15 protein-coding genes and 2 pseudogenes are annotated in these 19,991 nt (G+C 67.1%); 8 read left to right on the top strand and 9 right to left on the bottom strand.

The window, feature by feature from the left end:
- Positions 1-67 precede the first annotated feature (67 nt).
- The 3 genes from G3N64_RS12995 to G3N64_RS12985 form a co-directional block, all read right to left on the bottom strand.
- A complete protein-coding gene (locus G3N64_RS12995; protein ID WP_205784322.1) occupies positions 68-1,318 on the bottom strand; it encodes an Hsp70 family protein in 1,251 nt (416 codons plus the stop codon).
- A gap of 189 nt (positions 1,319-1,507) precedes the next feature.
- Positions 1,508-2,113: a nitroreductase family protein gene (locus G3N64_RS12990; protein WP_205784321.1), complete on the bottom strand. Its 606-nt coding sequence runs from the start codon at positions 2,111-2,113 to the stop codon at positions 1,508-1,510.
- Positions 2,114-2,277: 164 nt separating this feature from the next.
- Positions 2,278-3,561: an MFS transporter gene (locus G3N64_RS12985; protein WP_205784320.1), complete on the bottom strand. Its 1,284-nt coding sequence runs from the start codon at positions 3,559-3,561 to the stop codon at positions 2,278-2,280.
- 219 nt (positions 3,562-3,780) lie between these two features.
- On the opposite strand from G3N64_RS12985, the gene G3N64_RS12980 reads away from it, so the two are divergent.
- Together G3N64_RS12980 and G3N64_RS12975 are read left to right on the top strand one after the other, a co-directional pair.
- Complete coding sequence (locus tag G3N64_RS12980) at positions 3,781-4,401, top strand: TetR/AcrR family transcriptional regulator (RefSeq protein WP_205784356.1); 621 nt, start codon at positions 3,781-3,783, stop codon at positions 4,399-4,401.
- A 55-nt stretch (positions 4,402-4,456) separates the two neighbouring features.
- Positions 4,457-5,029, top strand: coding sequence for a DUF1415 domain-containing protein (locus tag G3N64_RS12975; RefSeq protein ID WP_205784319.1), 573 nt, complete (start codon positions 4,457-4,459; stop codon positions 5,027-5,029).
- 51 nt (positions 5,030-5,080) lie between these two features.
- On the opposite strand, the gene G3N64_RS12970 is transcribed toward G3N64_RS12975, so the two are convergent.
- From G3N64_RS12970 to G3N64_RS12955, 4 genes are all read right to left on the bottom strand, one after another.
- Entirely contained in the window at positions 5,081-5,971 is an 891-nt protein-coding gene (locus G3N64_RS12970; protein WP_205784318.1) for an SAM-dependent methyltransferase, read from the bottom strand.
- Positions 5,972-6,060: 89 nt separating this feature from the next.
- Positions 6,061-7,194 (bottom strand): class I SAM-dependent methyltransferase, encoded by a 1,134-nt coding sequence (locus tag G3N64_RS12965; protein ID WP_205784317.1) that lies wholly within the window; start codon positions 7,192-7,194, stop codon positions 6,061-6,063.
- Between the two features lie 129 nt (positions 7,195-7,323).
- Complete coding sequence (locus tag G3N64_RS12960; RefSeq protein WP_174917403.1) at positions 7,324-7,656, bottom strand: YegP family protein; 333 nt, start codon at positions 7,654-7,656, stop codon at positions 7,324-7,326.
- 166 nt (positions 7,657-7,822) lie between these two features.
- Positions 7,823-8,317, bottom strand: coding sequence for an LEA type 2 family protein (locus G3N64_RS12955; RefSeq protein ID WP_205784316.1), 495 nt, complete (start codon positions 8,315-8,317; stop codon positions 7,823-7,825).
- A gap of 639 nt (positions 8,318-8,956) precedes the next feature.
- On the opposite strand from G3N64_RS12955, the gene G3N64_RS12950 reads away from it, so the two are divergent.
- Entirely contained in the window at positions 8,957-11,140 is a 2,184-nt protein-coding gene (locus tag G3N64_RS12950) for a M1 family metallopeptidase (RefSeq protein ID WP_205784315.1), read from the top strand.
- A gap of 97 nt (positions 11,141-11,237) precedes the next feature.
- A pseudogene (locus G3N64_RS40185) lies at positions 11,238-11,363 on the top strand (DUF1427 family protein); the annotation flags it as partial.
- Between the two features lie 12 nt (positions 11,364-11,375).
- Here G3N64_RS40185 and G3N64_RS12940 read toward each other — a convergent pair.
- Positions 11,376-12,401 (bottom strand): transporter, encoded by a 1,026-nt coding sequence (locus tag G3N64_RS12940; RefSeq protein ID WP_205784314.1) that lies wholly within the window; start codon positions 12,399-12,401, stop codon positions 11,376-11,378.
- Between the two features lie 206 nt (positions 12,402-12,607).
- Positions 12,608-13,567: a phage tail protein gene (locus G3N64_RS12935; protein WP_205784313.1), complete on the bottom strand. Its 960-nt coding sequence runs from the start codon at positions 13,565-13,567 to the stop codon at positions 12,608-12,610.
- A gap of 121 nt (positions 13,568-13,688) precedes the next feature.
- Between G3N64_RS12935 and G3N64_RS12930 the strand changes: the two genes are divergently transcribed.
- From G3N64_RS12930 to G3N64_RS12915, 4 genes and pseudogenes are all read left to right on the top strand, one after another.
- A complete protein-coding gene (locus G3N64_RS12930) occupies positions 13,689-14,534 on the top strand; it encodes a M15 family metallopeptidase (RefSeq protein ID WP_205784312.1) in 846 nt (281 codons plus the stop codon).
- Between the two features lie 301 nt (positions 14,535-14,835).
- The gene (gene tssM, locus G3N64_RS12925) at positions 14,836-18,786 is read left to right on the top strand and encodes a type VI secretion system membrane subunit TssM (RefSeq protein ID WP_205784311.1); all 3,951 of its coding nucleotides are present in this window, start codon (positions 14,836-14,838) and stop codon (positions 18,784-18,786) included.
- Positions 18,783-19,772: a type VI secretion system-associated protein TagF gene (gene tagF, locus G3N64_RS12920; RefSeq protein WP_205784310.1), complete on the top strand. Its 990-nt coding sequence runs from the start codon at positions 18,783-18,785 to the stop codon at positions 19,770-19,772. Before tssM ends, tagF begins: the two co-directional genes overlap by 4 nt.
- Before the next feature lie 4 nt (positions 19,773-19,776).
- Positions 19,777-19,991 (top strand): annotated as a pseudogene (locus G3N64_RS12915) (cell envelope biogenesis protein OmpA); the annotation flags it as partial.

The following is a 19,991-nucleotide window of genomic DNA, read 5'->3' as shown; positions in this document are numbered from 1 at the left end:
GCTTCGGCGGGGCTTTTTGTTTTTCAGCGCCGGTCGCCCGGCATGGCGGCCTTTCAGCCGCTCGCATTCAACCGAACAATCGCTGCGCGTGAATGCCGAGACCCGTCGCGACACTCGCGAGGCGGTCGCCGAACACCGGCTGCGCATCCGGGAACGCACCCGCGAGCGCGCCCGACAGGAACGCGAGCCCCGTCGAGCCGCCGGTGAAATACAGTGCGCCGACATCGCGCGGCGCCACGCCCGCGAGCCGCACCGTCTCGCGCGCGGCGTCGACGATGCGCGCGGTGTCGTCGTGACTCGCGTCGACGAGGCGGTCGGCATCGAACGCGATCTGCAGATCCTCTTCCACGTCGTTCAGGTCGATCATCGTCTCCCCGCCCGCCGCGACGCCGATCTTCGCTTCTTCCGCACGCGCCATCAGCGCGTGCCCGAGCCGCTGCTCGACCACGCTCGTGAGCCGGTCGTACTGCTGCCCATCCCGGTACAGGTGCTTCATCAGCTTCAGCTCGCCGAGCCGCTTCGGCGTATACACCGTGTTGATCAGGTGCCAGGTGGCGAGATCGAAGTAGATCTTGTTCGGCAGCTCGCGCCCTTCGGGGTCGAGCGAACGGTAGCCGAATGCGGGCAGGATCGCCGCCAGCTCGACACGCCGGTCGTAGTCGGTGCCCGCGACGTGCACGCCATGGTGGGCCAGCACGTCGTCCTTGCGTTCGAGCCGCGCCATCCGTTCGGGCCCGACGCGCACCAGCGAGAAGTCGGACGTACCGCCACCGATGTCGGCGACGAGCACGAGGCGCTCGGCCTGCTGGCGCGATTCGTAGTCGAACGCGGCCGCGATCGGTTCGTACTGGAATTGAACGTCCGCGAAGCCGACCGACCGCGCGGCGGCCTCGAGCTGGTCCTGTGCGAGGCGGTCGGCGCGCGGATCGTCGTCGACGAAGAATACGGGCCGGCCGAGCACCGCACGGCCGATCGGCGCACCCGCGCGGGCTTCGGCCTTGCGCTTCAGGTGCGTCAGGAAGCGCGCAATGATTTCGGTGTACGCGATCGCGCTGCCGTCGCCGAGATCGGTCGTCGTTTCCGCGAGCGGCGAGCCGAGGATGCTCTTCATCGAGCGCATCAGCCGGCCGTCGAAGCCATCGATGTAGGAAGCCAGCGCCGCGCGGCCGTACTCGACCGTCTCTTCGTCGTTGTTGAAGAAAATCGCGGTGGGCAGCGTCAGGTGATCGCCCTCGACGGGCGCGAGGCGCATGCCGTCGCCGTCGGGCAGCGCCACGGCGGAATTGGACGTGCCGAAATCGATCGCGCAGTAAGTCATGGGAAGTTGCCGCAGCAGGGCCGGCGCGAAAACGGAAAGGACGGGCTTTTTAACATGAAGCCCGCGGGATCACAACCGGGGCCAGCCACCAGTGCCGCGCAACGGGCCCCGGTGGCGACGGGCGCGCGGCCTGGCGCGCCGGGGAGACATGCGGGCGGGTTGCGCGATGCAGCCCGTCCGTCAGGCTGGTCAGGCCGCTGCGTCGAAGCCCTTCTTCCACGCCCCCGCATAGACGACCTCGCCGATCGCATGACGCGTGCGCGGCGCCTTCTCGCGATCGCGCAGCACGGGATCGAGCTTGTCGACGTTGCCGTAGTGACCCAGCGAGATGATCGCCGGAATCGCGACGTCGGCCGGAATCGCGAACGCGTCGCGGAACGCCTTGCCGTCGAAGCCGCTCATCTGGTGGGCGGCCAGGCCCAGCGCGTGCGCCTGCAGCACCAGCGACATCGCAGCCGCGCCCGCGTCGTACAGCGCGGTCGGTGCCGGTTCACCCTTCGGCGTGAGCGTGTGCGCGGTCACCGCGATCAGCACGGGCGCCGGCGCATTCCAGCCCTGGTTGAACGGCACCAGCGTCGCGAACGCGCGCTTGAATGCGTCTTCGTCCTGCGTGCGGTCGAATACGATGAAGCGCCACGGCTGCGCGTTGTACGCAGACGGCGCCCAGCGGGCGGCTTCGAGCACCGCGTGCAGATCGTCGGCGCTGATGGGTTCATCCGAATACGCGCGCGGGCTCCAGCGGCCCGCGATCAGATCGTGAATCGAAACAGTAGTGGGAGCAGGTTTGACGGACATGCGGATCCTCGCTGACATCGATGAAGGGGCGCGAACGCCTGGCGAACCGCAAGCATACCCGCTTGAGCCGATGCGCGCCCGATCCTCCCGCGCTATGCAAATCTCCGCGTGTGCATTGGCCAGCCGCCCGCCGCGCGGCCGGCCGGGCTGCCGGCTTGCGGCGGTCAGGCCGCTTGCGCGGCTGCGCGAGACGGGCCACGGTTGATCCGCAGCACGATCAGCGCACCGACGATGCACAGCCCGCCCGAGATCATCGACGCGATCGTGTAGGTGCCGAGGCTCGCGCGCAGCAGCCCCGCGCCGAGCGCCGCGAACGCCGCGCCGAGCTGGTGGCCGGCGACGATCCAGCCGAACACGACCGGCGCCGCAGCCTTGCCGAACACGTCGGTCGCGAGGCGCACCGTCGGCGGCACGGTCGCGATCCAGTCGAGCCCGTAGAACATCGCGAACAGCGGCAGCCCGAAGAAATCGATCCCGAACGCGTGCGGCAGGTAGATCAGCGACAGCCCGCGCAGCCCGTAGTACCAGAACAGCAGCACGCGATTGTCGTAGCGGTCGGACAGCCAGCCCGACAGCGTCGTGCCGAACAGGTCGAACACGCCCATCGCCGCGAGCAGCGATGCGCCTTGCACCTCCGTCATCCCGTAGTCGCTGCACATCGCGATCAGGTGCGTGCCGACGTAACCGTTGGTGCTCGCGCCGCAGATGAAGAAGCTGAAGAACAGCAGCCAGAAATCGCGCGAACGGCTCGCCGTCAGCAGCGTACGGAACGCGACCGCGAGCGGGTTCTCCTTCGTCGCGTCGGACGCGGGCGGCGCATCGGCCGGCTCGCCGTACGGGCGCAGCTGCACGTCGGCCGGCCGTTCGGGCAACAGGAACGCAACCAGCGGAATCACGATCGCGGCCGCGACCGCGACGACCAGCACGACCGGCCGCCAGCCATGGCGCTGCGCGATCGCCGCGAGCATCGGCAGGAACACGAGTTGGCCGGTGGCCGTGCTCGCGGTCAGGACCCCCATCACGAGGCCGCGCCGCGCATGGAACCAGCGCGTGACGAAGGTCGCGGACAGCGTCAGCGCAACGACGCCCGTCGAGCAGCCGACCATCAGGCCCCAGATCACCACCATCTGCCAGCTCTGCGTCATCATCGACGACAGCGCAACGCCCGCGCTCATCGTCACGAGCGCGGTGAGAATCGTCGGGCGCAGCCCGAAGCGCTGCATCGCGGCGGCCGCGAACGGGCCTGTCAGTCCGTACAGCGCGATATTCACCGAAATCGCCAGCGAAATGGCCGCGCGGCTCCAGCCGAGCTCGCGTTCGAGCGGCACCATCAGCACGCTCGGCGTCGCGCGCGTGCCGGCCGCCGCCAGCAGGATCAGGAATACCACCGCCGCCGCGAGCCATCCGTAGTGGAAGCGCCCGCCGATTCGTGTCACCACCCAGTTCATCTTCGCGTTCTCCAGTTGGCGGCCGAGGCGCCTGCGCACCCGCTCCGCCCCACCCACCAGGCCACCTCCGCCGCACGCTGCATCGGCTGACCCGGGCCGATGCTTGGCATTTGTCTGTCGATCCGGTTGGCTTTGTTACCGACCGGTCACAAGTGTGTTGCGATCGTAGTGACCAATCGGTAACATGTCAAGCAATCCAATATGCAGTCGAGGGTCATCATGTCGGGCATCGAGATCGCCAAACCGGCGGCGCGCCGCACGCGCCGGCCGATCGACGGCGCCACCGCGCAGGAGCACCTGCTGCGCGCCGCCGAGGAGCTGTTTTACAAGGAAGGCGTTCGCACGGTGGGCGTCGAGGCGGTCGTGGAGCGTGCGGGCGTCAACAAGATGAGCCTGTATCGCCAGTTCTCGTCGAAGGACGAGCTGATCCTCGCGTATCTGGAGCGAATGGATGCGTGTTTCTTCGAGCGCTTCGACACGAGCGTTGCCAAGCACCCGGGCCAGCCGAAAGCGCAACTGATCCAGTATTTCGTCGATCTCGCCGAGCGCGCGACGCAGAAGGATTACCGCGGCTGCCCGTTCGTCAACGTCGCCGCCGAATTCCCGGATGCGTCGCACCCGGCGCGCGAGCGCGTCGCGCAGAACAAGGAACAGCTGATGAAGCGGCTCGTCTCATTGTGCGAAGACGCCGGCGCGCGGCAGCCGCAGGCGCTCGCCAATTCGCTCGCGCTGGTGATCGAAGGCATCTACGCGGCCAGCCAGACCTATCGGCACGGCGAAACGCCGATCGGCGTCGCCCCCGCGCTCGTCACGCAGTTGATCGAAGCCGCATGCGCGTGACGGCGCGCCCGCTACAATGCGGCCCTCGCCGCCCTTCCGCCCGACTGGTTTCACGATGACCGACACCCGCCCCGAATCGCACGACGACATCCTCGCCGCCACGCGGCACTGGCTCGCGCGCGCGGTGATCGGGCTCAATCTGTGCCCGTTCGCGAAAAGCGTCTATGTGAAGGATCAGGTGCGCTACGCGATCAGCGAAGCGACGACGCTGGAAGACGCGCTCGCCGAACTCGAAACGGAGCTGCGCGCGCTCGACGCGGCGGACCCGCAGCAGGTCGACACGACACTCGTGATCTTCCCGCATGCGTTCGCCGATTTCATCGACTACAACGACGCGCTGTTCTTTGCCGACCGGCTGGTGCGGCAACTGCGGCTCGACGGCGTGCTGCAGATCGCGAGCTTCCATCCGCACTACCGGTTCGAAGGCAGCGAGCCCGACGACATCGAGAACTACACGAACCGTGCGCCGTATCCGATCCTGCACCTGCTGCGCGAGGACAGCATTGCGCGCGCGGTCGACGCGTTCCCGGACGCGTCCGCGATCTACGAAAAGAATCAGGAAACGCTGCGCCGCCTCGGCCACGACGGCTGGCGCGAATGGATGCGCCGGCCGGGCGACGACGTCTGACGCGGTGTGCAACGTGCGCCGCGCAGCGCGGCCGACGCCCGCACGTGCGGGTCAGCTAGCGGCCGGTTCGACGGCCTCGTCGCCCGCCGCCGCGGCTTCCGGCACGAAGAAGCGTGCGTTCAGCTCGGCAAGCCCGAACATCCCGAGGATCTCGTTCAACCGCTCGCCGGGCCGCCGGCGCGGCAGGTTCTTGTACTGCGCGATGATCAGCTCGTTCTTCATCGAATGCTCCCAGCCGACCAGCTCGGTCACGCTGACCTGGTAGCCATGCGCTTCGAGCTGCAGGCAGCGCAGCACGTTGGTGATCTGGCTGCCGAATTCGCGCGTATGCAGCGGATGCCGCCACACTTCCGTCAGCGCGTTCGCGAGCGACTTGCCCTTGTTCTTGCGCAGCACGCCCGCGACTTCCGCCTGGCAGCACGGCACCAGCACGATGTGCTGCGCGCGCTTCGCGAGCGCGAAGCGGATCGCGTCGTCGGTGGCCGTGTCGCACGCATGCAGCGCGGTGACGACGTCGACCGTTTCGGGCAGTTTCGGCGACGTGATCGAATCGGCGACCAACAGGTTCAGGAACGACATGCCGCCGAACCCGAGCCGCGCGGCGAGCTCGGCCGAACGCGTGACGAGCTCCTCGCGGGTCTCGATCCCGTACACGTGCGACGCGAACGCCGGCGTGCCGTGCCCCGGCTGCTGCTTGAAGAACAGGTCGTACAGGATAAAGCCGAGATACGACTTGCCGGCGCCGTGATCGACGAGCGTCACGCTGCCGCGGTCGGCCTGCACGCCGGCGAGCAGCGGCTCGATGAACTGGAACAGGTGATAGACCTGTTTCAGCTTGCGGCGGCTGTCCTGGTTCAGCTTCCCGTCGCGGGTGAGGATGTGCAGTTCCTTCAGCAGCTCGACGGACTGCTCCGGGCGGATTTCGTGGGTCTTGTTCGACATCGTGAAGCGCCGCCGGGCCACGGTCGGTCGACCACGGCCCGGCGGCGGAAATTCGTGAGGAATGGCGATAGTTTACCGAAAATGCGCGGTCAGGCTCGTGCGCCGAGCCGCCAGAGCGACGTGACCTCGGCGTGGCGTGCCGCGTGCAGCGGATCGTCGGCGTCCATCGACTTCGGGTGGGCGGGGCGGATGTCGTCACGGCCGAGCACGACGAGGCCCGCTTCGTCGATCCATTGCAGCAGCGTGTCGCGCGGCCGCAGGCCGAGATGCTCGGCGAAATCGGACAGGATCAGCCAGCCCTCGCCGCCCGGCTCGAGGTGCGCTGCGAGCCCTGCGAGGAAACCGCGCAGCATGCGGCTGTCCGGATCGTAGACCGCGTATTCGATCGGTGCGCTCGGCCGGGCCGGCACCCACGGCGGGTTGCAGACCACGAGCGGCGCACGGCCCGCTGGAAACAGATCGGCCTCGACGACCTCGACGCGACTCGCGTGGCCAAGCCGTTCGACGTTCTCGCGCGCGCAGGCGAGCGCCCGCGGATCCTGGTCGGTCGCAACGACACGCTCAACGCCGCGCGATGCAAGCACGGCCGCCAGCACGCCGGTGCCCGTGCCGATGTCGAACGCGAGCGACGTCGCCGGCAGCGGCGCGCGCGCGACGAGTTCGACGTATTCGCCGCGCACCGGCGAAAACACGCCGTAGTGCGGGTGGATCGGCGCGCCGCCGAGCGCCGGGACCGGCACACCCTTCTTGCGCCATTCATGCGCGCCGACGAGGCCGAGCAGTTCGCGCAACGACACGACCGACGGCGCGCCGCCGGGCCCGTACGCCTCTTCGCAGGCGGCGCGCACGTCGGGCGCGCGGCGCAGCGGGATCGTGTAGTCGGCATCGAGCGGGATCAGCAGCAGGCCGAGCGTGCGGGCGCGCTGCGACTGCGCGAGACGATGCAGGTTGAATGCGTCGACGCCGGCCGCGGCTTTCGCCTTCTTCGGCTTGCGCTCGACACGGCGCGCCATCGCCTGCACGAGCTGGCGCGCATTCTGGAAATCGCCCTGCCAGACGAGCGCGGTGCCCTCGCATGCAAGGCGGTAAGCCGCGTCGGCCGTGAGGCGGTCGTCGGCGGGCACCGCGCGCTTCGGCGGTTGCACGCCGGCTTCGGAGCGCCAGCGCACGGCATGATCGGCGCCGTCGGCGTCGGTCCAGTGGAAAACAGGGAAATCGGTCACGCGAACTCGGTTACGGTTGGCTTCAACGGGCGGCGTCGCGCCGCGCGGATCACACCATACCGCGCTTTGCCTGCGCAGCAAAGCGCGGGCAGCGGTCGGTGCCGCCGCCCGCGCGATGCTCGCGCGGTGTCAGCTTTCGTCGTCGAGCGCCGCGTCGGGCGCGTTCTGCTTCACCGACGCGATGCCGTTCTCGCGACCCGCCTCAGCCTTGTACAGCTCGCTCGTGCCGATGATCTCGTGGTTGCCGGCCTTCAGGTTGAACATGAACTGGCCATTGCTCGCGGTCTTGCGCTCGTAGCGCGCGTCGTCCGGCGCGTTCTTGCGCACCGACGCGACTCCGTTTTCCGCCGATGCCTTGGTCTTGTACAACTCGCTGCGCAGGATGATCTCGCCGTTGCCGGCCTTCAGGTGGAACAGGAACTGCCCGTCGCTCGCTTTCTTGATGACGAATTTCGCTGCCATGGTGCCCCTCTCGAAAAAGTCGCCCGGCCCTCCGGACTGGAGCAGTCTAAACGCGATCGTGGCGGCGAACGCAAGGCATACGTCACCCAATCGTCAGGAATCGTCAGGCGACACCGCGATTGCGCCGCTTCGTCCGGCATCGCAGCCGGTATCGCGCACGCGCCGCCTACCTGCCCCACCCCGGCATCGCGGGCAGGCGCAGCGTGCCCGCATCGTTGAAGTGCACGGTACCGAGCACGCCGCCTGCGAGCCTGCCGCGCAGCGCATACGGCAGTTCGCCGTTCGCGGCCGCGCCGGGCAGGTTCCACGCCTGCCGCGCGGCGGCAAAGGCCGATACCGAAACCGGCACGTCGAGCACGGCCTCGCCGAAACGCGGCACCGTGCCCGAGCGATCGCTGACGCCGCTCGCAAACGGCGTGCCGTTCAGGTCGAGCGCGACTGAGATGCCGTCGTATTCGATCGGCGCGTCGTTCGGGTTCTGCACGCGCAGCTTCAGGCTGAAACGCATCTCGAGGCCCTGCCCGACGAGCGGATCGAGTCCGGCGACCGACACGCGCACGGTGTCGCGCGTCAGCCCTGCGCAACCGCCGAGCAGGAGCACGGCGGCGAACAGCAGCAGCACGGCGCCAAGCGGCGCGATACGGAACAGGGATCGTGGCATGGGGCCTCCTCGCGGCAATCGGTGAGCGGATCGTCGCTGCATTGTACCGAGCGCGCCGCGTCACGCCGGACTTCGTAGTTTCTCCAGCCACCCAAGATCGTTAATAGATTAAAACTACGAAATCTCCAGCTAAACGGAAAGCGAATTAATGACTTCCAGCATTCAATGAAGCACCGAAAATTCAATAGATGCTCGTTCTAAATTTTTCGTTTCCTTTACCCAAAACCATCAAGTATATTTACGCATCCTTGGAGCAAGCCGACAAACCTTGAAGCCGCATGACGGCGAATTTACAGGACGGCGACACGCCTTCCTTCCGTCCTGCGGACTGGCCCGGCCAGCCCCGTAGGTCGTCGGTTCAAAGGGATTGCGCGCCCGCGCCGGGCGTGCGGCCCCGTGTCGTGCGCGCGAAATCAATTCAGTACAACACGCGCCCGGCCATTTTGAACCGGCAAGTTAACCGACATCCGGAAATCCAGAGGGGGCAGTAAACCATGATTACCTTCACGTAGTCGGCCACCGTCTTTTCGAATAATCCGTCATTGGCATTTTCATCGCTGTTGATTAACGGCGAGGGGATTGCTTTTGCCGGCGTTTTCGCAGCACTGAACGATTCTTTCAACAATCGAGGTTTCAGTCATGTCGATCAATATTCACAAGATGCGTTACCTGCCGCTCGTCGCCGCACTCGCGCTCGCCGGGTGCGGCGGCGACGACGGCGGCGTGGGCTCGGCTTCCTCGCTCAGCTCCGCCGGCGCGCCGCATTCGGGCTCGTCGCCCGCCGTCACCGCGCCGCCGAGCGCACCGCCGCCGGCCGCATCCAACGTCGACAAGAGCGTGTCGCCTGTCGAATTGCCGGACACCGTGGTGCCCGTGAACTACCGGCTGTGGTTCCGTCCGAACGACGCGCTGAACGCGTTCGACGGCCGCGCCGACGTCGAGATCAAGGTGCTGAAGCCGGTCAACAACATCGTGATCGCCGGCCACCGGATCAAGTTCACGAACGGCCGCATCACGCTGCAGCCGGGCAACATCCAGCTGATCGCGACGCCGCAGGACAAGGGCGACTTCTACCAGTTGCGCCCCGTGAGCGGCACGATCTCGCCGGGCAACTATTCGCTGCACATGGAATGGTCGGGCATCATCAACTTCAAGTCGTATGACGATCCGGTCAACCACACCGGCGGCAGCTGCGGCGACGATCCGTATCCGGGCTGCTCGGCCGCGGAAGGCGTCTTCCGTGTCGACCTGAAGGGCACCGACGGCAAGACGAGCGGCGCGATCCTCACGCAGGGCGAAACCAACCTGTCGCGCCAGTGGTTCCCGGGCTGGGACGAGCCGGCCTTCCGCCCGACCTATGAAGTGACGGCCGAAGTGCCGCAGAGCTGGCGCGTGGTATCGAACGCGGCCGAGAAGCCGTCGACCAACGTCGGCGGCGGCTACAAGCTCGTGCAGTTCGAGAAGACCCAGCCGATGCCGTCGTACCTGCTGTTCTTCGGCGGCGGCCTGTTCGACACCTACGAGGACGATTTCTCGAGCCCGCTGCCGGGCGGCAAGGGCGGCCTGCACCTGCGCGTGTTCACGCCGCCGGGCATGAGCGACTGGGCGAAGCCGGCGATGGACCGCACCAAGCAGGCGCTCGACTACTACTACCGCTACACGGGCATCCCGCTGCCGCTCACGAAGTTCGACACGGTCGCCGCGAACGACGCGTTCAAGGAGCAGAAGGACCTGAACTTCGGCGGGATGGAGAACTGGGGGTCGATCCTCGAGTTCGCCGACGACATCCTGCCGCAGCCGGGCCAGCCGATGTCGCACTACGGCAACGAAGTGCTGACGCACGAAGTCGCGCACCAGTGGTTCGGCGATCTCGTCACGACCGACTGGTGGGACAACGTGTGGCTCAACGAGTCGTTTGCGACGTTCTTCGAGACGAAGACGACGATCCAGTTCTTCCCCGACGAGTTCAGCTGGCTCGACCAGGTGAAGAACAAGTACCGCGTGATCAATCGCGACATCGGCCCGAACGCGTTCCCGGTCGCGCCGAACTTCAACGACTGGGCGTCGAACGACTTCGTGCTGAGCGCCAGCGCGTTCACGTACGACAAGGGCGGCCACGTGCTGAAGACGCTCGAGAACTATCTCGGCGAGCAGACGCTGCGCAAGGGCCTGCAGCAGTACCTGGTCGACTACTCGTTCGGCAACGGTACGCCGAAGCGCCTGTGGGATGCACTGTCGAAGGAAAGCGGCCAGTCGGTCGGCCCGATCGGCGACAGCTACGTGCGTCAGACCGGCGTGCCGCTGATCTCGCTCGACACGCAGTGCGACCTGACGAAGAACCAGACCGTCATCACGCTGAAACAGCAGCCGTTCCCGAACAAGAACGCGTATCCGGGCCTGCAATGGACGGTGCCGATCACGCTCGCGTACGGCCAGGGTCTCGCGAAACGCACGACGCTCGCGCTGAAGGATACGCAGACGCAAACGCGGATCGACGGCTGCACGGGCGTGGTCGCCGATCCGAGCGGGCTCGACTACTACGTCGTGAACTACAGCGACGCGGCCTGGAGCGGGCTGCTCACGCAGGTCAACAGCTCGACCGATCCGGTGCTGCTCGCGAACCTGAAGAGCGAGGCCGCGCTGCTCGTCGCGAACAACCTCGCGCCGGCATCGCGCTCGACGTCGATCGGCTCGGTCGCTTCGCCGGCCGCGATGAAGCTGCGCCAGACGCCGACCTTCGGCGGCATCGAGCCGGTGACGAAGGAACGCCCGGCACGGCAATACCAGGGCATCTTCAAGCCGCGCAAGGTAGTGACGCAATAACGGTGCGCACCCGGCCGGTGCCGCGCAGCCCGCGGCTGCCGGCCGGCGTACCGGCTTCTCCGACCTTTGACGGGCCTCGCGAGCGAGGCCCTTTTTTATACGCGGCGTCGTCGGCCCCACGACGCGCGTGCGCTCGCCGGCCCCGCCGCTCGTCGCGCTGGTCGGCCTGCTCGGGAGGGTGATCGGCGAACGTGCGATCGCGCCGCTGCGCCGACGCGTCGATGCGGCGCCGGTGCTAGCGGTCGTCGCGCCGACGGAACGCCCACCACGCGGCAAGCGCCGTAAAGCCCGCGACGAGCAGCACCATCAGCCAGAAGCCGTGCTTGTTCTCCGAGAACGGCACGCCGCCGACGTTCATCCCGAAGAAGCCGGCGACGATGTTGATCGGCAACGCGATCACGGTCACGAGCGTCAGCGTGAACAGTGTCCGGTTGTTCTGCTCGTCGAGACGCGAACCGATCTCTTCCTGCAACAGCTTGATCCGCTCGTTGAGCCCCGCCAGATCGGCGAGCACCAGCGAGAACTCTTCGGTCGACTCGCGCAGCTCCTGCACGTCTTCCATGTGCAGCCACGCGGGCGGTTTCGCGAGCAGCCGGAAGATCGACCCGGGCTCGGGCGCGAGCATGCGCTGCAGGCGCGTCAGCGTGCGGCGCATCGCGCCGAGCTCGATGCGGCTCGACGTGAGCCGCTGCGACAGGAAGCGATCCTCGATGCGATCGACGTCGATGCTCGTGCGCCGCATGATCTGGATCAGCAGGTCGGCCTGGTCGCGCAGCAGGTGCACGAGGAGTTCCGCGGGCGACCTGAACCGTTCGCCGTCGCGCACGCACGCGCGCAGCGTATCGACCGAGCGCAGCGGCTTGAGCCGTGCGGTAACCATGATGCGCCGCTCGACGTGGACGAACAGCGTCGCGATCTCCGACGGCGTCAGCTCGAGGTTGAACATCACGTCGTTGACGATCGCGCGCAACGCGCCGTCTTCCTGCTCGATGCGCGTCGAGCGCGACCCTTCGTGGAGGAATTCGAAGAAGCTGTCGGGCAGCCCGAGATGCGTGCGCATCCAGCGCTCGCTCGCGCCGTGCGCGAGATTGAAATGCAGCCAGACGAAATCGTCCGACGCGGCATCGTGCTCGCGGCACGTGCGCAGCCACGCGGCCGCCGCGTCCGCATCGAGCGTCGCGCCGGATCCGCCCGGAGCGAAGCGGAATCCGCACACCATGCCGGACGTATCGGCGCCGTAAGTCTGTACGATCAGGTCCATCGTGTCGAAAGTCGTGCGGCGCGCGGCGCACCGCGCATAGCGGGTCGCGAGCCCGCGCCGGAAAAGGAAAGGAAACGTATGCCCGACGGGCGTGACGCGCCCGTGACAGCGTCACGCCGCATCATACCGGCCGATTCCGTGCCCCAAAAACAACGCGCCGCCCAACGGGCGGCGCAGGTGCGGCATGGCGGCGGACACAAGACGCGTTACTGCCGCGTCTCCGACTGCGCGGCGCTCGGGCACGCGGGATCCTTGCCCCAGTGGCCTTCGCAGACGCGCCAGCGGCACAATTGATCCTCGAAGAAACCGCGCTCCGAACACTCCTTCACGCGCGACGCCAGCGAGCCGGTCGTCGCGGCCGTCCTGGTCGGCACGGCCTGCCCCTTCTGCGCGGCGAGCTTCTTGTCGGCCGGCTTCGTTCGCGCGACGAGTGCGGCGAGCAGGTCCGCATCCGGATCGTCCTTCCCGGCCGCCTTCGCGGTACGGGTCGACGTCGCGTCGCGATGCTTCTTCGCCTGCGCGAGCTCGGCCTGCTGTTCCTTGCGATGCTTGCGGGCGTCGGCCTTTGCATCGGCCTTCGTGTCGGTCTTGCCGTGTGCCGCGACCTTCGCGCCCTTTGCGTCGTCGGCCTTCGCGGTTTTGGTCGTCGCAGCGGCCGCCGCGCCGGCCGTGGCCGCGCCCGATGCGTCGTCGGCGCCATTGGCAAGCGCACGCGACAGGCGGCTGCTGTCCGCTGCGGACGCGGACGATGCGGAGGCAACGGTTCGGGAAGCCGCGTCGTCGTTGACGATCGTGGCCGGTTGCACGGCGGACGCGGCCGACGCGGCATTCTGCGCGACCTGCACGGCGGCGTCGCTGGCCGCTGCGGCCTTCGCCGGTGCGGCTGCTGCAGCCGCTGCAGGCGCTGCCTCGGCCGTGACGACGGGAGCCTGCTCGCCCGAATGCTGCATACGCCACGCGCCCCAACCACCGACGGCAACCACCAGGGCCACGACGGCGGCGATCGGCGCCTTCAGCGAACGGCGCGGCGGTTCGGCCGGCGGCGTGACACGTCCTTCCAGATTCGCGAGAATGCGCGACTGCTGAGCTCCTCCGTCGCCTGCCGGTTTAGTATCGGACAGCAGGCTGGGCGGAGTTTTCGAATTTGAATTTTCCGGCGCACTCATTCAGCGTCTCATTGAATCCTGGTTTAATTCACCGCGATAATATAGCCCGGCCTCTCGAAGCAGCCTGATTCTAAGAGCAAGCATTGCAAAACACAATCAATTCCAATTTCCGGGGATTTCTTTGATTGCCGTCGCACTCGTCGCCTATTTCGCCCTTGCCGTCGCGGTTGCGGCACTGTTGCTTTTACCGGGTATCCGGGCGACCGTTTTCGAATCCGTCGCCCAGTTTCACGGCCGTCTTACGCGCCGCGCGAACGATCGCGCCGCGCGTACGCGAAGTCAGATTGTTAAATCGGCAAGCGTGACACGCGGCGCTTTAAACGATGTGCAAAATTTACTGGTTCGCCGGCGCTTGATGATTATGGTATCGGCAGGTATTCTTGCGACGCCGCCATTGGTCGCCATTGCGTTACGCGGCCGGCAATTGTTCCAGTACGACGACACGGCGCGCGTGCCCGACGAGAAGATCGCCGCGCTGCTGCAGGGTGAGCAACTCGTGCCGCCGCCGCCGCTGCCGCCGGAAGTCTTCGCCACCAAGGAAGTCGAGCAGATACGCCCGGCGCTGAAGGATGCGAGCCGCGACTGGAACCTGCTGGATCCGGATTTCCGTACGCGTTTGCTGCTGGTCTACAAGATCATGCACGAACAATATGGTTATGAAATGGCGTTGCTGGAAGGTTACCGGAGCCCGGAACGGCAGAACCGGCTGGCGCAGATGGGCAGCAATGTGACCAACGCGGCCGCCTTCCAGAGTTATCACCAATTCGGGCTGGCTGCTGACAACGCATTCCTGCGCGACGGCAAGCTGGTCATTTCCGAGAAAGATCCGTGGGCGATGCGCGGCTACCAGTTGTATGGCCAGGTCGCCGAACAGGTTGGCCTGACCTGGGGGGGCCGCTGGAAAATGATGGATCTCGGGCACGTGGAATACCATAAACCCGGTTTTAAACTGGGACGCGGCAGCTAGCCAGGGCTGCCGGACAGGAAATAATGAGGGCGGCATGGGGCTTTTTAATATCCCGGCAGGAAACGATACGGGCGGCGCAAAAAATCATGCATTCCGGTGCGCGATTCTTTCCGGCCGCCGCTTCCGTTTTAAATCTCACAGCGTCCTTTCATTAATGCGCGCGCCTTCTCCGATGCCGCGGGCGCATTGATGCCAGCCCCCTTCATCCCGTTTGACAGCATGGCGACACATCGCGGCGCCACCCTTGCCGCTCGGCGCGCCTGCGTCGCCTCACCGAATCGCACCGGAACCTGAACGTCCTATGCAACGCATCCTCAACGTGCTGACTCATCCGCGTACGCTCTCGATCGTCGGGATCGTCGCGCTAGCGGCCATCCTCTTCATCGTCGCCGACATGCTGCAGTTGCCGCTCCTGTGGGCGGCGATCGCGTTCGCGGCGATCCTCGCGCTGTGGCTCGTCGTCGCGCTGTGGCGCCGCTGGCGCGTGAAGCGTGCGAACCAGCAGCTCGGCCAGGTGCTGGAAGAGCAGGCGGAAACCGGCAAGATCGCCGCGCCCGCCGCCGCCGCGCTCGCCCCCGATGCGAAGACGGCCGACCTCGACGTGCTGCGCACGCGCCTGTCGGACGCGGTGAAGACGATCAAGACGTCGAAGATCGGCCAGGTATCGGGCGGCTCCGCGCTGTACGAACTGCCGTGGTACATCGTGATCGGCAACCCGGCTGCGGGCAAGAGCAGCGCCGTGCTCAACTCCGGCCTGCAGTTCCCGTTCGCGGACAAGAACAGCGCCGTGATCCACGGCATCGGCGGTACGCGTAACTGCGACTGGTTCTTCACGACCGAGGGGATCCTGCTCGACACGGCCGGCCGCTATTCGGTGCACGAGGAAGACCGCAGCGAATGGCTCGGCTTCCTCGGCCTGCTCAAGCGCTATCGCCCGAAGGCGCCGATCAACGGCATCATCGTCACCGCGAGCATCGCCGAACTCACCGGCAACCGCCCCGAATTCGCGATCAACCTCGCGAAAAACCTCCGCCAGCGCGTTCAGGAGCTGACGGAAAAGCTCGAGGTGTTCGCGCCGGTCTACGTGATGTTCACGAAGGCCGACCTGATCACCGGCTTCACCGAATTCTTCAGCAGCAGCGACAAGCACGAGTACGACCGCGTGTGGGGCGCCACCCTGCCCTACGAGCCCGACGACAAGCGCGACGTCGTCGCGCAGTTCGACACGCACTTCGAGGAACTCTACGAAGGGCTGAAGGAGATCAGCGTCGCGCAACTGTCGCTGTCGCGCGGCAACCAGCTGTCGCCGGGCCAGTTGAGCTTCCCGCTCGAATTCTCGACGATCAAGCCGTCGCTGCGCGCGTTCCTCGCGACGCTGTTCGAGAACAACCCGTTCCAGTACAAGCCGATCTTCCGCGGCTTCTACTTCACCAGCGCGCTGCAGGAAGGCGAAACCAACAGCGCGGCCGCGCAGCGCATCGCGCATCGCTTCGGCCTCGACGGCACCGCGCTGCCGAAGCCGCACAGTGCGTTCTCGAAGAACGGCTTCTTCCTGCGCGACCTGTTCTCGAAGGTGATCTTTGCCGACCGCCAGACGGTGCGGCAGTTCGCGAGCCCGACCAAGACGCGGCTGCGCTACGCGACCTTCTTCGGCTTCGTCGCCGCGCTCGCGCTCGCGCTGGGCGGCTGGACCTGGTCGACGATCGGCAACCAGCAGCTCGTCGCGAACGTGCAGGCCGACCTCGACAACGTCACGCGCCTGCAGCAGGGCCGCAACGACCTGCAGTCGCGCCTGCAGGCGATGGACATCCTCGAGGACCGGATCGAGCAGCTCGAGCAGTTCCGCCGCGACAAGCCGCTGTCGGTGTCGCTCGGCCTGTACCAGGGCGACCGTCTCGAGCAGCACCTGCTGACCGAGTATTACAACGGCGTGCGCCAGGTCCTGCTGGCCCCCGTGTCCCAGAACCTCGCGTCGTTCATGAAGGACGTGAACGCGCACCCCGAACAGCTCGTGCCGATGACGCGCCCGCCCGAATCGGGCGCCGTGCAGGGTGGCGCGATTCCGGTGTCGACGAACGCGGCAGGCGCCGCGCCGCAGGCCGGTGCCGCGCTGGCCGCCTCCGGCACCGCGCCGGCTGCCGCAGCAGCAGCGCAACAGCCGGCCGCACCGCAGGGTGGGCTCTACAGCGACGCGTCGCCGACCAACGTGCAGGACGCGTACAACGCGCTCAAGACGTACCTGATGCTGTCCGACAAGCGTCACGTCGAGCAGGCACACCTGACCGACCAGCTCGCCCGCTTCTGGCGCGGCTGGCTCGAGACGAATCGCGGCAACATGCCGCGTGACGAGATGATCAAGAGCGCGGAGCGCATGATCTCGTTCTACCTGTCCCGCGTGAATGACGACGACTGGCCGATGATCGACGCGAACCTCGCGCTCGTCGACCAGACCCGCGAGAACCTGCGCCACGTCGTGCGCGGGATGCCGGCCCGCCAGCGCGTGTACGAGGAAATCAAGGCCCGCGCGTCGACCCGCTTCGCGCCGATGACCATCGCGCGCATCGTCGGCGACGGCAACCAGGCGCTCGTGGCAGGCAGCTACGCGATTCCGGGCACGTTCACGCGCGAAGCGTGGTTCGACTACGTGCAGCCGGCGATCCGCGACGCGGCGACCAAGGAACTGCAGGCGAAGGACTGGGTGCTGAACACGTCGACGCAGGACGACCTGACGCTCGAGGGCAGCCCCGAGCAGATCCAGAAGACGCTCGTCGGCATGTACAAGACCGAGTACGCGCAGCACTGGCAGAAGTTCATGCAGGGCATCGCGGTACAGGGCTTCAGCAGCTTCGGCCAGGCCGTCGACGGGATGAACCGCCTCGGCGACCCGCAGGATTCGCCGATCCGCAAGATCCTCGAGACCGCGTACGACCAGACGTCGTGGGACAACCCGTCGCTCGCGAACGTGACGATCAAGAAGGCGCAGACGGGCGTCGTGAACTGGGTCAAGCAACTGTTCTCGCGCTCGCCGGCCGGCCAGGTGGCGGCCGCCAACATCGACATCAACGGCAATCCGGCCGAGGTGCCGATGGGTCCGATCGGGCAGGAGTTCGTCGGGCTCGCGCGGATCGTCGCGGTGCATGACGGCACGTCGATGCTCAAGGGCTACATGGAATCGCTGTCGAAGGTCCGCACGCGCTTCAACGTGATCAAGAACCAGGGCGACCCGGGCCCGGGCGCACGCCAGCTGATGCAGCAGACGCTCGACGGCAACGGTTCGGAACTCGCCGATTCGCTGAAGCTCGTCGACGAGCAGATGCTGACGGGGCTCACCGATTCGCAACGCAAGTCGCTGCGTCCGCTGCTCGTGCGGCCGCTGATGCAGGCGTTCGCGGTCGTGATCCAGCCGGCCAGCGCCGAAGTCAACAAGGTGTGGAACGCGCAGGTCTACCAGCCGTTCCAGAACTCGCTCGCGACGAAGTACCCGTTCGCGGCGAGCGCGAAGGTCGAGGCCGGCGCCGGTGAAATCGCGCAGGTGTTCGGTCCGGACGGCTCGATCGCGAAGTTCGTCGGCACGACGCTCGGGCCGCTCGCGGTGCGCCGCGGCGACACCCTCGCCGCCCGCACGTGGGGCGACATGGGCATCGGGCTCACGCCGGACTTCACGAGCGGCTTTGCACGCTGGGTCGCGCCGCTCGCCGGCGGTGCGGCAGGCAGTGCCGCCGCGTCGTCCGAGCCGCAGACCGTGTTCCAGATCCTGCCGCAGCCGAGCACGGGCACGACGGAATACACGATCGCGATCGACGGCCAGCAACTGCGCTACCGCAACACGCCGCCGCAGTGGACCAACTTCGTGTGGCCGAACCCGCAGGGCTCGCCGGGCGCGACGCTGTCCGCGACGACCTTCGACGGCCGCACCGTGCAGCTCGTCAACGAGCCGGGCCGCTACGGTCTCGAGAAGCTGATCAACTCGGCGCAACGCAAGCGCCGTCCGGACGGCACCTTCGACCTGACGTGGGCACAGGGCAGCGTGAACGTGTCGGTGACGATGCGCATCATCAGCACGTCGCAACCGTCCGGCGGTGGCGGTGACCAGCCGCAGCAGCAGAGCCTGCGCGGCCTGCAGCTGCCGTCGTCGGTCGCCGACGCGAGCGCGGGTGCCGCGCAGAACGCGACCCAGTCCGGCACGAGCACGCCGGGCGCAGCGCCGGCCGTCGCGGCCGCCAACGCAACGAATGCAAAGGGGGCGCAATGACGCAAACCGTACAGGCGCAAATCGCCTACTTCGGCAAGATTCCGTCGCGCGGCGACTTCGTGAAGAGCCCGCACAATCCGCAGTTGCTGCAGACGCTCGACCGCTGGATCGCGCAGGCGCTCGAACTGCTCGCGGAAGATCCGCGCTGGAAGCTCGTCTACGAGGATGCGAAGCCGATGCACTTCGCGTTCCTCGGCTCGCGCAGCAAGCTCGCGATCGCGGGCCACATGGTCGCGAGCCACGACGTGTCAATGCGCCGCTTCCCGTTCCTCGGGGCAACCGCGCTCGAGGTCGACCGGCCGCTCGCGTTCCTCGCGCGCAGCCCGCTCGCGTTCGCGCGGCTGTGGTCGCGCGTCGCCACGCAGATCCCGCCGCTGCTCGGCAAGGACGAGCCGCCCGGCGCGCTGCAGGCGCTCGGCGACACGCAGGTGCCGATCGACGTCGGCGGCCCCGGCACGTCGCATGACGGCACCTTCAACGATTTCGTCGAACACCAGACGCTGTACGGCCTGCAGGAGATGCTGCTCGAAAGCGGTCATCCCGTGCGGCTGCGCGGCGCGATGCTCGCGCTCGGCTCGCTGCTGCGGCCGGTGATGCAGAGCGGCTCGTCGCACATCGAGCGCGGCCTCACGCTGCCGTTGCCGGTCGATCCGTTCTATCGCAGCCTCGTCGCCGCGTTCTGGCTCGAACTGATCGCGCCGTTCGTCGCGCAGGCCGACTTCGAGCTCGCGATCTTCATCGGCACGATCGCCGAGCGCGAACGGCTCATCATCGGCTTCAACGGCGCGTCGGCAAAGACATTGCTGAGCGTCGTCGACCCGCAGACCTACGCCGCCCACAACATCGACATCGACGATCCCGAGTGGATCGACGCCCATGCGCAAAACGATCACCAGATCAGCAAGCTCGTCAGCTACCTCGACCAACCGCAACTCTCGCTGCGCGTCGCCATCGACGCGTTCCGCGAAGCGTTCATCGGAGGCTGACGGGATGCATCGCACGATTCACGTCCGGCGCGCGCGCTTTTCGGCCGCCCTCTCGCCAGCCGTCGCCGCCCTCCTCGCTGCCGGGCTCTTCGCCAGTGGCGCGGCCGTCGCGCAGAACACGGGCGCGACCGTCACGCCGGTCGGCAACGGCACGGTCGCGACGACCGCGCTGCCCGCGAACACCGGCGCCGCACCGGGGACCGCCTCCGGCGCCGTCGT

This window comes from Burkholderia sp. Ac-20344 (assembly GCF_017104975.1).
GTDB lineage: Bacteria > Pseudomonadota > Gammaproteobacteria > Burkholderiales > Burkholderiaceae > Burkholderia.
This window is presented reverse-complemented; position numbering and strand designations above follow the sequence as displayed.

What these genes read in the sequence shown, in the direction of transcription:
- G3N64_RS12995 (WP_205784322.1), bottom strand. Translation starts at nt 1,318, where the DNA reads ATGACTTACTGCGCGATCGATTTCGGCACGTCCAATTCCGCCGTGGCG.
- G3N64_RS12935 (WP_205784313.1), bottom strand. Translation starts at nt 13,567, where the DNA reads ATGAGTGCGCCGGAAAATTCAAATTCGAAAACTCCGCCCAGCCTGCTG.
- G3N64_RS12980 (WP_205784356.1), top strand. Translation starts at nt 3,781, where the DNA reads ATGTCGGGCATCGAGATCGCCAAACCGGCGGCGCGCCGCACGCGCCGG.
- G3N64_RS12955 (WP_205784316.1), bottom strand. Translation starts at nt 8,317, where the DNA reads ATGCCACGATCCCTGTTCCGTATCGCGCCGCTTGGCGCCGTGCTGCTG.
- G3N64_RS12940 (WP_205784314.1), bottom strand. Translation starts at nt 12,401, where the DNA reads ATGGACCTGATCGTACAGACTTACGGCGCCGATACGTCCGGCATGGTG.
- G3N64_RS12960 (WP_174917403.1), bottom strand. Translation starts at nt 7,656, where the DNA reads ATGGCAGCGAAATTCGTCATCAAGAAAGCGAGCGACGGGCAGTTCCTG.
- G3N64_RS12970 (WP_205784318.1), bottom strand. Translation starts at nt 5,971, where the DNA reads ATGTCGAACAAGACCCACGAAATCCGCCCGGAGCAGTCCGTCGAGCTG.
- tagF (WP_205784310.1), top strand. Translation starts at nt 18,783, where the DNA reads ATGACGCAAACCGTACAGGCGCAAATCGCCTACTTCGGCAAGATTCCG.
- tssM (WP_205784311.1), top strand. Translation starts at nt 14,836, where the DNA reads ATGCAACGCATCCTCAACGTGCTGACTCATCCGCGTACGCTCTCGATC.
- G3N64_RS12950 (WP_205784315.1), top strand. Translation starts at nt 8,957, where the DNA reads ATGTCGATCAATATTCACAAGATGCGTTACCTGCCGCTCGTCGCCGCA.
- G3N64_RS12990 (WP_205784321.1), bottom strand. Translation starts at nt 2,113, where the DNA reads ATGTCCGTCAAACCTGCTCCCACTACTGTTTCGATTCACGATCTGATC.
- G3N64_RS12985 (WP_205784320.1), bottom strand. Translation starts at nt 3,561, where the DNA reads ATGAACTGGGTGGTGACACGAATCGGCGGGCGCTTCCACTACGGATGG.
- G3N64_RS12975 (WP_205784319.1), top strand. Translation starts at nt 4,457, where the DNA reads ATGACCGACACCCGCCCCGAATCGCACGACGACATCCTCGCCGCCACG.